This is a genomic window from Brevibacillus laterosporus LMG 15441, from assembly GCF_000219535.2.
GTDB classification, from domain to species: domain Bacteria; phylum Bacillota; class Bacilli; order Brevibacillales; family Brevibacillaceae; genus Brevibacillus_B; species Brevibacillus_B halotolerans.
In genome coordinates this window covers 310,297-323,633 of the sequence record NZ_CP007806.1, presented here as the reverse complement: position 1 = coordinate 323,633, position 13,337 = coordinate 310,297, and the positions used below count along the sequence as shown (strand labels likewise).

The following is a 13,337-nucleotide window of genomic DNA, read 5'->3' as shown; positions in this document are numbered from 1 at the left end:
CACCGACTACGAATGAATGAGGTGTTTTTGTGTCCAAAACAAAGAGTTCCAGAGAATATACCAATCTGATTTTAGAGTCTGAAGATATCTTTAGATGCCCGGTTTGTAAAAATCAAATGCGAATCGTTCATCGAAAAAGTCTGCTATGCATCAAGGGTCATAATTTTGATCTCTCTGGTCATGGATATATCAATTTATTAATGAGAGCTTCAAGCACAAAATACAGGAAACAAATGTTTACATCCAGAAGGACTATTTGCAAAGGTGGATTTTTTGATCCTTTGAATGAAATCATAAGCGAAAGGATCATGACCGAAACCAAAAAGGAACGGATGAGTATACTAGATGCTGGATGCGGAGAAGGCTCGCATTTATCTAGCATTCAGACAAAAATAAGCAAACATCATACAGGTAAGGCTTTTGGAGTAGGTATAGATATTTCTAAAGAAGGTATTAGCATGGCTTCGCGGGAGTATCCAAATGCAGTCTGGTGCGTTACAGATATAGCACATTGCCCCTTTGCTAGTGAACGATTTGATTATATTTTAAATATATTATCGCCATCTAATTACTCTGAATTTATAAGAATGATGGCTGATGACGGTATGGTCGTAAAGGTCATCCCTAATAGAGATTACCTGAAGGAATTGAGAGAGGCTTTTTACAAGGAACCGAATAGGCAGGAGTACTCCAACGATAACACACTGGCTCTCTTTAAAAGTCACTTTCAGCTTGTAGATGTAAAGCGAGTCCGCTATTGTTTTGCTTTAGATCAAACCTCCATCGAAGCTCTGCTTCAGATGACTCCATTATCCTGGGGAGCAACGGGAGAAGAAATGGAAGCATTTTTACAAATGAATGTAGCAGAGATAACCATTGACCTGACGATTCTATTCGGTAAAAAGCCTTGCCGCTAGAAATCAGCAATATGTAATCATAATAAGAGCTTTATCGCGCTTCTGTTGCGTGATAAAGCTCTTATTGCTAGCTGCTTATTTAATAATAAAGACCGGGCACGGTGCCAATTGTGTAATACGATGACTAACGCTACCTAGCATCAATTCTTTAAAATCTCCCAACCCGCGACTACCCATCATGATGAGGTCAGCATTCTTTTCTTTAACCAAAGCGAGCAATTCGTTAGCTGGGTCTCCTTGAAGCAGGATAGCTTCACATTGAACTCCTTCTTTTTCTGCCGCTTTGCATGCTTGATCTAGTAATTCTTGACCGTATTTTTTGGCTTCTTCCAGATATTCAGTTTGAACGTCATGAACCATAAATACTAATTGACTAGTTACATAGGCAGGTAATTCTTTTACAACATGTACAAAAGTGAGCGAGGATTTATTCTCACGGGCAAATAGAATCGCCGCTTCCTGTACTTTTGGACTTAACTGCGAACCATCCAAAGCTATCACCATTTTATCAAACATCATATGGCCTCCTTGTTATATCGGTTCTTTATTATCATTGTAGCATGTAGATCAGCAAAGATTTCATATATTTATGAAAAATCCAGAAACGTTTTTACGTAAAAAAATGACCGCTTCAAGTTAAAAGAACTTCCTTGCAAAGGATAATAGCATAATGACAGCTACCACCATGCAAAGAATAAATAATCCCTTTTCTTGTTTTTTAAATGGATCCATCTCTTCTCCCCATTCCTTCCACCATTCTCCTTAGGTTACCCCTATTATAGAAGGGGAACTCAGCCTTCCCCCTTCTTTTGGATGTCCGTTCTGTGAAGGATTGCACAAGCTTTACCAATGTAGTGAAAGATCCACAAACTCTGTGGATCAATCTAGATAAATCGTCCGACCTTCCCGACTGCTTTTAAAAGCCGCTTCAATTAGAAAAATATTCATTCGCGCCTGTTCTGCATGAACGGGTACATGCTTGCCTAAACGAATTGCTTCATATAGCTGATCATAATAACGGTGATAAGATCCCCTTTCTGAGACGATTTTTTCTGTCACAGGTTTACCTTCAACCATCGTGGTTAACTCTCCGTACCATTCTTTTTCTTCCTGACCCCAATGGGGAGCGTTGAGCGGCTGATTGTCTTGGATAGCCCCCTCCTGTACATCAAATCCAAACTTCATATAACTTCCCTTATCACCATGCACCTGAAAACGCGGCCCCGGTTGAACTGTCAGCATGCCCGCGTGTAAAATCGCTCGCAAGCGATCATAATGCAGGATGACATGAAAATAATCATCTGTTTTAGCCCCAGGTCGCTGTGCCTGTACATCTGCTGTAACCGCTTTGGGCATTCCAAACATCATAATAGCCTGATCTAACAGGTGAGAGCCTAGATCATACAAAATACCGGAGCCTGGCCCTGCGTTTTCTCTCCACCGATCACGTACTTCGGGCCGATACCGATCATAATGAGATTCAAAATGATAGATTTCACCTAGTCGGCCTTCCTGATATAAGCGTTGGATTGTCAAAAAATCATTATCCCACCGTCTGTTTTGATAAACACTTAGTATCTTGCCTGTCAGCTTATTTAGCTCAATTAGTTCATCTGCCTGTCTGGTTGTTACCACAAACGGTTTCTCAACCACAATATGTACCTTTGCATGTATCGCTTCTTTTACCATTTCGTAATGAAGCGATGTAGGCGTCGTAATGATGACCAATTCCACTTTGGGATTTTGCAATAGCTCATGTAATTGTGAAGCCACCTGCACATCTCCTAGGTCTGCTCTTACCTTTTCTGGTTTAGAAGATAGGACGGCCACAATCTCATAATGCTCTGATGCTTGTAGAAACGGAACATGAAAGGTGGTAGCTGACGGACCATATCCAACAATACCAACTCCGATTTTCTGCATGTGAAATTCCTCCTGCTAAGAGAATTCTATCTCTATATTTTATCCATGATGATCTACTTTTCTTATCATACCTAAAAACGATTGCGTGTTAAGAAATTGAACGCGCACTGAATAATCTTATGAATAATAGTCCAACTTATGCACAAAAGATTACTAGTTTTTGGTCTTCTCTAATGAAGCCATCCTGCTTTATAATGAGCCTAATAGAAGGTAATCATATCGATCATCTTTTGCTTCTATCCAATCTTTGCAAAATACTTGGCAACAGATCAACTGGCAAAGGAGGTTGTATCCATGTCGCTCGATAAACGAAGCGCTGCGATTTTGCATAAAATGATGCAAGCTGACTCATATGTAACAGTACAGGAGCTCTTAGAATCTCAAGGAATTTCGAAACGTACACTTTATTATGATATGAACAAAATAAACGATTGGCTGGAAGAAAATCAACTCCCTGCTGTTCAATATATCCGAAGCACTGGCTACTATATAGACGAACAAACCAAGCAAAAAATACCTGATAAGCTGCAAGGAATGAAGAAATGGCAATATGAGTATTCCGTTAAGGAGCGTAAGGCTTGGCTAACCATTTATCTCTTAACCCGGGAAGGAAGAATCCTGCTTGAAGATTTGATGAATCGGCTAGGTGTTAGTCGCAACACCACCCTGGATGATTTAAAAAAATTAAAAACGGAGCTTCAGGCCTTTCATATATCGCTCCATTTTGACCGCAAGCAAGGCTACTTTATTCAGGGCGAGGAACAGGATAAGAGAAAGGCGCTCATTTTCTATCTCTCTCAAGCCGTAACAACCCAAAGCTGGAATGAACTCATCTCCCACATTCAAACCATGGCGTATTCTACTTCCATGGTAGAAGAGGAACAGCAAGAGGATTTCTTGAAAACAAAAGAAATTCAAGTAATCCGCGAGGCTTTATCTGTTTGCGAGCGCCTATTAGGCATTCAATATACTGATGAAGTTCTGGAGAGCTTAAGTATTCACATCCATCTGTTCCGTAAGCGCTTCAGTCGTGGACAGCATGTCACAATTGATATGGAAGAGAAAGAGGTATTGAAAAAGACAAAGCATTTTGAAGCGGCGACCTATATCAGCAATGAATTGTCTAAAACTCTGCACATCGATATACCAGAGGATGAAACCTATTACATTGCTACGCATCTCTTAGGCGCTCGTGTGATGAACCAATATCATTCCGATCAGGAGAATTCTCATACTCAAATGCTGTTGGAAGCCGTTCAGCGTATGATTACTGATTTTCAAAAGTTCGCTTGCATTATGTTTGAAAATCCGGAAGGGCTGAAACGCGATTTAATGCTACACCTTAAGCCTGCCTTCTATCGAATCAAGTATGGAATTAATATGGACAATCCGCTGATCGATTCCATTAAAACGCACTATCATGAGATTTTCTTATTAACACAGAAGGTTATTGTTCATTTTGAACAGCTAGTTGGGCAAAGGGTATGTGAAGACGAGATCGCTTATATTTCGATGCATTTTGGAGCGTGGCTACGTAAACAAGGAGCCAATCCAGCACCACGGAAAAAAGCACTGATCGTGTGCCCAAACGGTATTGGTACCTCACTAATTCTACAAAACCAATTAGAAAACCTATTCTCTTCTATAGACATTTGTAAAACGGTTTCCTTACGAGAGTATGAAGCTCACTCTTATGATGTTGATCTGATCTTTTCTACTACCACCCTGACTAAAAGCGATGCACCTGTTTACGTGGTAAATCCCATTCTTAATGACGCGGAAAAAGCTCGCTTATTAAGACGAGTAGGAGCGTATATTTCTGACAAAGATAAACAGCCAACAGAGTCGTTAGAAGGCATGATGTCTATTATTCGTCGTCATGCGGTGATTGAAAATGAAGAAGCTCTCCATCAAGAGTTAAAGGAGTACCTACTGGAACCTGCTGCGTTACACAAGGAGCTTACCTATAAGCCCACTGTTGCAGACATCCTCACGAGGGACCAGATTCAGGTGGCACGAACCGTTGCCAATTGGGAAGAAGCGATTCGGCTTGCATCAGCACCTTTAGTTCGCAATGGAAGTATTCTCCCATCTTATGTAGACGCCATGATTCGCTCTGTGTATGATCATGGACCATACATTGTAATCGCGCCGAAAATCGCTATTCCGCATTCTAGGCCACAGGATGGTGTTCAACGTTTGAGCATGAGCTTCCTACAATTGAAGCATCCCGTATCCTTCTCAGAAAGACCAGAGCATTCGGCACAGCTATTTATTGTACTAGCTGCTATAGATAATGAAACCCATCTGCGCGCCTTGGCTCAGCTAACAGCGGTTCTTTCTTCTCCAGAAGCATTACAGACCTTGTTGCAGACCGATCAAATTGACGATGTTCTTCACTTATTAGAAATTTACTCTCAGCATCAGCTACCTGCTGGATTATAAAAACAAAGCAAAAACCAACCAAAGCGTCTGCGATGGTTGGTTTTTTCATTTTCCTCACACCTTAACCCCTGACATCGTAAGTGAAACAGACTGGGGATTCACTCTTTTAATCGCTTGCTGTTGAGCTGGCTTGATAGGAAAGAATCGAAGGGATGTAAGATTTACATACAACGACCGAGAAGAATCCTTCCAAAGCTCTCGATACCGATCTCCACTTAGCTCTAATTCAAACAGCGTACCATCTTCCGCTAGCCGACATTCCAATCGGACAAGCGGGCCCAATAATGAGACATGTAATACTGTAGCTTCCGCCCAGCCCTCCCCTTTTGGAATGCTCGATAGCTCCATTTGATGGGGCCTGATGTACCCAATCGCTTCGGTATGATTCCAGTTCAAAACTTCTTCTGATTTCCATGCTAGCTGTCCCATGTGAATAGTCCCTTCATGTCCACAGACATGAAATTGATTGACCCTTCCTAAAAAGCTGTAAACAAAGGGATTGCTAGGATTCTGGTAGACTTCGATCGGCGTTCCCACTTGTTCAATTTTACCCTTATTCATAATTACCACTTGATCTGCCATCTCTAGGGCTTCTTCTTGATCATGTGTCACGAACACAGTAGTGATTTTCAACGTATGATGCAATCGCTTCAGCCAGCGACGCAGTTCCTGACGTACCTGCGCGTCGAGTGCCCCAAACGGTTCATCCAATAATAATACGCTTGGTTCAATTGCCAATGCACGAGCTAACGCCACTCGTTGTCGTTGCCCACCGGACAGTTGACCGGGGAAACGTGATTCTAATCCATCCAATTGGACTAAACGGAGAAGTTCCATCACCTTTAATCGCATGCTGTTTTTAGAAGGACGCTTTGCACGAGGACGCACCTGTAAACCAAAGGCAATATTATCAAAAACGCTCATGTGGCGAAATAGAGCATAATGCTGAAAAACAAATCCAACTCTTCTTTCCTGAACCGTTTTTTGTGTAGCATCTACTCCATCAAAGCGGATAACTCCTCGCTCCATTTGCTCAAGACCAGCAATGAGCCGCAGCAAGGTAGTTTTTCCCGATCCTGAAGGTCCCAATAGTGCAACTAGCTCTCCACTTGGAATCTGTAGGTTAATATGGTCAAGGGCAGAAAACGTCCCGAAGCTTTTGGATACCTGTTTAATTTCAATGCCCATGTACACTCTCCCCCGTTTCATAGCCCCAGACAGGTGCGTCTGCCTTCCTTTGCTTGTATTGCCGCTCTGCTTTCCACTCCATTATGCTCTTGATAATCAGTGTCACAATAGCTAAAAAGGCTAATAGAGTGGCTACCGCAAAGGCTGCTACAAAATTATATTCGTTATACAAAATTTCCACTTGCAGCGGCACTGTGTTCGTCATCCCACGAATATGCCCTGATACGACGGATACCGCACCAAATTCGCCCATGGCGCGCGCATTACAGAGAATAATCCCATATAACAGTCCCCATTTGAGATTAGGCAATGTGACCCGCCAAAAGGTTTGCCATCCCGTCGCTCCAAGTGACAAAGCCGCTTCCTCTTCATCGTTGCCCAGCGATTGCATGGCAGGAATCAACTCTCGCGCTACATAGGGAAAAGTAACAAACATGGTTGCTACAATAATACCTGGAACCGCAAAGATGATCTTGATATCGTAGGCTTCCAACCATGGTCCCAGCAATCCTTGCGTACCAAATAACAAAACAAACAAAAACCCCGAGATAACAGGAGAGACAGCTACAGGCAAATCAATGAGGGTAAGTAAAATGCTTTTCCCCGGAAACTGATATTTAGCAATTGCCCAAGCCGCCGCAATCCCAAACACCGTATTTAGTGGAACAGAAATGGCGGCAACCAACAGGGTAAGCTGTATAGCTGCTACCGCATCTGGCTCGGCGATCGCCTCCCAAAATGGTTGGAAGCCGTGCTTTAGTGCCTCCGTAAACACTGATAACAGCGGCACAATCAAAAACAATCCTAAAAACAGCACGGAGAGTACGATCATGAACCAAGCCCCTGGATGTTTAGCAATATCAGGCTGGTTAGATAATGACATGTTGTATCCTCCCCTTTTTATATGTCCATCCGGTACATTCTCCGACTCCACCACTGTAGGATATTGGTCAAAAGCAGAATAACAAATGATAGCAGAAGCATGACCGAAGCAATTGCTGTTGCACCTGCATAATCAAACTGCTCCAGCTTTGTCATGATTAAAAGCGGAGTTATTTCCGTTTTCATCGGCATATTTCCTGATATGAATACAACAGATCCATACTCCCCAACTGCTCTAGCTAGGGCTAACGTGAACCCTGTTAGCAAAGCAGGTACGAGCTGAGGGAAAATAACCCGCCAAAACGTAACCCAGCGAGTGGCACCCAAACTCGCGGCTGCCTCTTCCATTTGCCGATCTACATCATGCAATACAGGTTGAACAGTGCGGATCACGAACGGAATTCCGATAAAGATGAAGGCAATCGTAACCCCAAGTGAAGTAAAGGCAACCTTAATACCCAGTGGCTCAATATATTGACCGATCCAACCATTAGGTGCATAAACCGCTGTTAGTGAAATACCAGCTACCGCAGTGGGCAGGGCAAAGGGCAGATCAACCAGTCCATCAAGAATTTTTTTACCAGGAAAGCGATACCGAACCAGTACCCAAGCGATCAGTAAGCCAAACACTGTATTTACTAAGGCGGCCCCAAGAGCGGCTAAAAAACTAAGCTTATAGGATGCTATCACTCGGTCAGCAAGTACAATAGATAGAAATTGATCCCAGCTAAGAGAGCTAGTCGATAGCACAAGCACAGATAAAGGAAACAGCACAAGAAGGCTCACATAGACAACCGTATACCCTAGCGATAGACCGAATCCCGGTATGATACTTGACTGTTTCCGGATGTTTTTCATTTTTACACCACCTTGTGTCAGTTTCGTCTATTACCGATTATGGCTGATAGATTTGGTCAAAAATTCCCCCATCGGCAAAATGAGCTTGGTGAGCTTCTTGCCAGCTTCCAGCTATCTCTTCAATTGTGAAGAGCTTGATAGGAGGAAATTGATTCGCATATGCTTTGGCTACCGACTCTACTCGTGGCCTGTAAAAGTTCTGAGCCGCTACTTTCTGCCCTTCCTCCGAATATAAGTATTTTACATAAGCCTCTGCTACCTCTTTCGTTCCTTTTTTCTCAGTGATTTTATCTACAATGGTCACTGGCGGCTCAGCTAAAATACTGACGGAGGGCACGACAATCTCCACTTTGTCCTTCCCGATCTCATTGATAGCCAAAAACGCTTCATTTTCCCAAGCAAGAAGTACATCGCCAATCCCCCGCTCTACAAAAGTCGTTGTGGAACCGCGCGCTCCTGAATCTAGAACAGGCACCTGCTTGAATAACTGCTGTACAAATTCTTTCGCCTTTTCGTCACTGTTGTGGTTGAGCTGTTTGGCATAGCCCCAAGCGGCTAAGTAATTCCATCTTGCCCCTCCTGAGGTTTTCGGATTAGGTGTGATTACTTGAACGTCTTGTTTTAGCAGATCGCTCCAATCCTTAATCTGCTTTGGATTCCCCTTACGAACAAGAAACACAATAGTAGAGGTGTAGGGCGAGCTTTTTTGTTCCAAGCGCGATTGCCATTCCTTTTGAATCAGTCCCTTTTTCGCAATCGCATCAATGTCATAAGCGAGGCCTAGCGTGACAACATCAGCTTCCAATCCATCAATAACCGAGCGTGATTGCTTTCCGGAGCCACCATGCGATTGCTTTATGGTCACGGTTTGGCCTGTTTTACTTTTCCAGTAATCAGCAAAGCTTTTATTATAATCCTGATAAAATTCACGTGTCGGATCATAGGAGACATTTAGCAGCTCAATTGGCTTTGAGGAGGATTGATTATTGCTAGAAACGTCTGTAGCAGTGCCTGCTGTTTTGGCTCCCTTATCTTCTGAACCTGTCGAGGATGCTCCCCCTCCGCACCCAGCCAGTACAAGCGCTAAGCTACCGGAAAGAAGACAGGTTAGCCACCTTAGTCGTTTTTTACTGCTTAAACATGTTGCTTTGGTTATGGTTGTAGTGCTTTTTTTCATTGAGTTACCCCCTTCATCTTCTCTAATTGTCAAGTGCGGCATGTTGTGTTTGTATACAAAAAAGACTCCTCCCGTTCACTCTCCACTAGTGAACGTAAGGAGCCTTCGGTTGTCCGATCGGCACTTTATCCTTTTTGTTTTTTCGAAAATTCTTTCTTTTCTAGCGAATAACGATGACGCTCTACTCGCTCAATTTGTGTAATGTTCGAATCATGAATCGTAATATGCACGGAGCCATACTCAATACCTTTCAAAGCATCTGAAATTTTCTGCATCCATAGGTCTTGTCGACTTGCCTGCTGTTCAGACATACCGTTTGCCTCCTTCATGCCTGTTCCACCTTTTTGATAGCCACCAAAAATTAGGAAACTTTGTATTTGAGTTTAATCACATAATTCCTATCTGTCAAGTTGGAATTAAATAAAAAAAGCATATTTCCTGCGACATGCACAAGAATATGCTTCGATGTAGAAACGAGCATTTCGTAAAGGAATAAACACAATGACTACCGTTTCATTTGCAAATGGATTCCCTGCCGTAGCTCCATAATAAATTGTTCCCGCTCTACCAATAGCTGTTCCGATTCGTCCCTGCTTATCTCTGTAAACATGATCTCCTCCCCGGGTCTCATCTGCGCCAGAATTGGTAAATCGACTGTAGCAACCTGACCAATCCGCGGATAGCCTCCCGTCGTCTGTCGATCGGCAAGTAAAATAATGGGATACCCCTCTGCCGGTACTTGAATGGTCCCAAAGGCTACAGCCTCCGATAATAACTCAATCGGTTCTGCCAATTGAAGAACAGCTCCTTGAAGACGATACCCCATGCGATCAGATTGAGGTGTGATTTTATAGGAGGAATGAAATAAATGCTGTTGGCTCTCTGAGGTAAACAAGGAAAAATGGGTTCCCCGACTAATGCGGACTTGCGGATTTCTTCGGTACGTTGCTAGGCATTCGGCACTAACACTCCAATCCACACTTGCCCAACTTTCCACAGATGTCTTCTTCGCTAACCTCTGGTGCCAATTCTTTAGAAAAGCCCGCGTCACATCAGCTTGCTCACCTACTGATAGATAGTCACCTGTCTGCAAGCTTCTGCCCTGATAGCCTCCCATTCCGGCACGCGCATATGTACTGCGGCTACCTAGCACCTGCTCAACCTCGATACCACCTGCAACAGCTACATAAGCGCGACAGCCCGTCCGACAGCCTCCACCTTTCATGACTGTACCCGCTCTGATAAAAATAGGACGCCACATAGGTAAACGTTCACCATTGATTGTAAAAGACAAATCTGCCCCTGTAATTGCAATGAGGCTATCGTGCTCAAAAGCTAACTCTGCTCCTGTAAGCGTCATCTCTAAGGTTGCAAGCTGCTCTGAATTGCCCACTAGCATGTTGGCAATCCGTAAGGCTAAAGGGTCCATCGCTTCGCTAGTCACAACCCCATATTTTCGAAATCCAAACCGCCCTTGATCTTGAATTAATGTGAGTAATCCCGGTTTGATTACACGTATGCTCATGACTGTTCCCCTCCCCACTCCAGATATTCCTGTTGGGTAATCGGGCGGAACCGAACTGTATCACCTGCTCGTAAGTAACTAGGCGGATTCTGTTTGGCACGAAACAACGCAAGAGGAGTCCGACCAATCAACTGCCAACCACCCGGTGTTTCGATTGGATAGACCCCCGTCTGTTCTCCACCAATACCCACTGAGCCAACAGGAATCTGTAAGCGTGGAGAAGCTCTCCTTGGCGTAGCTATTTCAGTGGACATTCCTCCTAGGTACGGGAACCCGGGCGCAAAACCGATCATGTAAACCTTATACAAAGCTGACGAGTGAATACGAATAACTTCTTCTGGAGTAATCTGATGATAGTTGGCTACCTCTTCTAAATCTGGCCCATATTCTCCCCCGTAGCAGACAGGAATCTCAATTAACCGTGATTGTCGCTCTAACTGGCTTGTATGCCCTGCTAACATCCCATTTACTTTATTCACTACGATCTCATACGCGGTGCTGTTTATCTGTTGGTTCACTACCTGTTTAACCATGATAGGATCATAATAAATCGCCACGCTTGTAAAAGCCGGTACAAATTCAATCATGCCGGGAAACGGATGTTGTTCGATATGAGTAGCAAAAGCCTGTACAAGCTGGTAAATATCCGCATCCTCATTATCCGCTAATTGGAATTGCACCAGCACGGCTGCATCTCCCAGCGGTAGAATCTGAACAGACCATTTTTGCTCGATCGCTTGTCCTTCTATCTGTTTATCTGGCTGTTGCACCTGATCACCTCTACCATTTCTCTCTAACTGATCTGTCCTTCAATCGCCTTAATATCCTGCTCAACTCTTACACTGGTACGAACGATAACCTCCAAAGCCTTTTTCACGCTCATCAAGCCCATACTTGGCTGTCCAGGAAACCGAACGGCCTGTTCAGGTAAATAGGGAATATGAATAAAGCCGCCTTTTGTCCTTGTAAAACGCGTAGCTATCAGATGAGCTAAACCATAAAAGAGATGATTACAAACAAATGTACCGGCTGTCTGAGAAACGGAGGCAGGAATCCCTGCCAACCGAACCTCTTTGACAATCGCTTTGATCGGCAACGTAGACCAGTAAGCTACCGGACCTTCTTCTATAATGGGCTGATCGATTGGTTGATTCCCCTCATTATCTGGAATGCGGGCATCGTCTACATTAATCGCTAGCCGTTCTACGGTGATGTCCGGGCGTCCGCCCGCCTGTCCGACACAAATCACGACGTCAGGCTGTACCTCGGCCATGCTGCTCTCCAAGACCTCCAGAGAACGATGAAAGACAGTGGGAATTTGTTTGATGATTACCTCAACATTAGGAATATCAAGCTTGTAGCATTGTTGCACTGCTTCCCATGCAGGATTAATTTGTTCCCCACCAAAAGGATCAAAACCGGTTAACAAAACTTTCTTCACCATGATATTCCTCCTAAAATAGCAAATAGTACATTAGAAAGATATTAATTCCTAACAGCAATAAAGCAGTCGGAGCCTGCGCTTTTATCACCGCATTTTTATCAGGCAAATCTAATAGGGCCGCCGGAACAATATTAAAATTGGCTGCCATCGGAGTAAGCAACGTGCCACAATACCCAGAAAACATACCAATTGCTCCCAACACGGCTGGGTTTCCACCGTGCATTTGCACTAACAAGGGTAGCCCAATCCCAGCAGTCATGACGGGAAAGGCCGCAAATGCATTCCCCATTACCATCGTGAACAAGGCCATCCCCAATACATATGCAACGACAACTAGGAAACGATTATCCACTGGAATCGCAGAACTTACTAGATCAGCGATCACTGTGCCCACCCCTGCGGCTCCAAATAATGCTCCCAATGTGGCTAGCATTTGCGGCAGGACAGCAGCCCAGCCGATCGCATCCAGCAAACGACGCGATTCTTTTACTGGCTGAATACCTTTTGTCTTGGTAATGCTCATCGCTACCACTAACGAGACTAAACAAGCAACTCCTAAGCTCACCAGCGTAACGTTCTGCTGATCTAGTAAAAATATTTCGCCTATTTTGGCATTTTTCAATAAAACACTACCAATTACGGTCACAACCGGGATCAATAGTGCGGGGATAAACAAACGATTCCCAAAACGTTTGGCGCTAGCCTCTCTTTGTTCATCCGTTGTTTGCTGATACGTTCCCAAACGTACTCCGCCCAAACCAGCAATAAGCGCCATTAACAGCACAATGATGCCCATGACTAAGGAAGATACTAGCTTGCCCCCTAAAAAGGAAAAGGCAAATAAGGCCCAGAAAAGGGAGGTGGTAAAACGACGGGGATTGCTTTTATCTCTTAACGCTAAAATCGAAATAATGACAAGAAACACGCCGGCAAGATAATAGATAAAATCTAACTGGATGAACATAGCGGTCACCTTCC

At 43.8% G+C, this 13,337-nt stretch carries 13 protein-coding genes and 1 pseudogene; 3 read left to right on the top strand and 11 right to left on the bottom strand.

The genetic code is table 11. The features are described 5' to 3' along the window. Positions 1 to 29: 29 nt before the first annotated feature. Together BRLA_RS25110 and BRLA_RS01665 are read left to right on the top strand one after the other, a co-directional pair. Positions 30 to 188: pseudogene (locus BRLA_RS25110) on the top strand (putative RNA methyltransferase); the annotation flags it as partial. A 93-nt stretch (positions 189 to 281) separates the two neighbouring features. Beyond that, a complete protein-coding gene (locus BRLA_RS01665) occupies positions 282 to 917 on the top strand; it encodes a methyltransferase domain-containing protein (RefSeq protein WP_336603399.1) in 636 nt (211 codons plus the stop codon). A gap of 75 nt (positions 918 to 992) precedes the next feature. Here the strand turns inward: BRLA_RS01665 and BRLA_RS01660 are convergent, their stop codons facing one another. After that, positions 993 to 1,436: a universal stress protein gene (locus tag BRLA_RS01660; protein ID WP_003333629.1), complete on the bottom strand. Its 444-nt coding sequence runs from the start codon at positions 1,434 to 1,436 to the stop codon at positions 993 to 995. A 360-nt stretch (positions 1,437 to 1,796) separates the two neighbouring features. After that, entirely contained in the window at positions 1,797 to 2,840 is a 1,044-nt protein-coding gene (locus tag BRLA_RS01655; RefSeq protein ID WP_003333630.1) for an oxidoreductase, read from the bottom strand. A gap of 294 nt (positions 2,841 to 3,134) precedes the next feature. On the opposite strand from BRLA_RS01655, the gene BRLA_RS01650 reads away from it, so the two are divergent. Continuing rightward, positions 3,135 to 5,285 (top strand): BglG family transcription antiterminator, encoded by a 2,151-nt coding sequence (locus BRLA_RS01650; RefSeq protein ID WP_041751901.1) that lies wholly within the window; start codon positions 3,135 to 3,137, stop codon positions 5,283 to 5,285. A gap of 54 nt (positions 5,286 to 5,339) precedes the next feature. Here BRLA_RS01650 and BRLA_RS01645 read toward each other — a convergent pair whose 3' ends face one another. From BRLA_RS01645 to BRLA_RS01605, 9 genes are all read right to left on the bottom strand, one after another. Beyond that, the gene (locus BRLA_RS01645) at positions 5,340 to 6,473 is read right to left on the bottom strand and encodes a sulfate/molybdate ABC transporter ATP-binding protein (protein WP_003333634.1); all 1,134 of its coding nucleotides are present in this window, start codon (positions 6,471 to 6,473) and stop codon (positions 5,340 to 5,342) included. Next, on the bottom strand, positions 6,463 to 7,356 hold the full coding sequence (gene cysW / locus BRLA_RS01640; RefSeq protein WP_003333635.1) for a sulfate ABC transporter permease subunit CysW: 894 nt from the start codon (positions 7,354 to 7,356) through the stop codon (positions 6,463 to 6,465). Before cysW ends, BRLA_RS01645 begins: the two co-directional genes overlap by 11 nt. A 17-nt stretch (positions 7,357 to 7,373) precedes the next feature. Beyond that, on the bottom strand, positions 7,374 to 8,213 hold the full coding sequence (cysT, locus tag BRLA_RS01635) for a sulfate ABC transporter permease subunit CysT (RefSeq protein ID WP_003333637.1): 840 nt from the start codon (positions 8,211 to 8,213) through the stop codon (positions 7,374 to 7,376). A 37-nt stretch (positions 8,214 to 8,250) separates the two neighbouring features. Further along, a complete protein-coding gene (locus BRLA_RS01630; RefSeq protein WP_003333638.1) occupies positions 8,251 to 9,390 on the bottom strand; it encodes a sulfate ABC transporter substrate-binding protein in 1,140 nt (379 codons plus the stop codon). 125 nt (positions 9,391 to 9,515) lie between these two features. Beyond that, positions 9,516 to 9,665 carry a YezD family protein gene (locus BRLA_RS01625; protein ID WP_369799683.1) on the bottom strand — a complete coding sequence of 50 codons (150 nt, stop codon included), beginning with the start codon at positions 9,663 to 9,665 and terminating at the stop codon, positions 9,516 to 9,518. A gap of 230 nt (positions 9,666 to 9,895) precedes the next feature. After that, positions 9,896 to 10,915, bottom strand: a complete 1,020-nt coding sequence (locus BRLA_RS01620; protein WP_003333640.1) for a 5-oxoprolinase subunit C family protein — start codon at positions 10,913 to 10,915, stop codon at positions 9,896 to 9,898. Then, on the bottom strand, positions 10,912 to 11,685 hold the full coding sequence (pxpB, locus tag BRLA_RS01615) for a 5-oxoprolinase subunit PxpB (protein ID WP_003333641.1): 774 nt from the start codon (positions 11,683 to 11,685) through the stop codon (positions 10,912 to 10,914). The genes BRLA_RS01620 and pxpB overlap by 4 nt, the downstream gene beginning before the upstream one ends. 23 nt (positions 11,686 to 11,708) lie before the next feature. Beyond that, positions 11,709 to 12,356: a pyroglutamyl-peptidase I gene (pcp, locus tag BRLA_RS01610; protein ID WP_041752457.1), complete on the bottom strand. Its 648-nt coding sequence runs from the start codon at positions 12,354 to 12,356 to the stop codon at positions 11,709 to 11,711. A 13-nt stretch (positions 12,357 to 12,369) separates the two neighbouring features. Beyond that, a complete protein-coding gene (locus BRLA_RS01605; protein ID WP_003333643.1) occupies positions 12,370 to 13,323 on the bottom strand; it encodes a DUF979 domain-containing protein in 954 nt (317 codons plus the stop codon). Positions 13,324 to 13,337 lie beyond the last annotated feature (14 nt).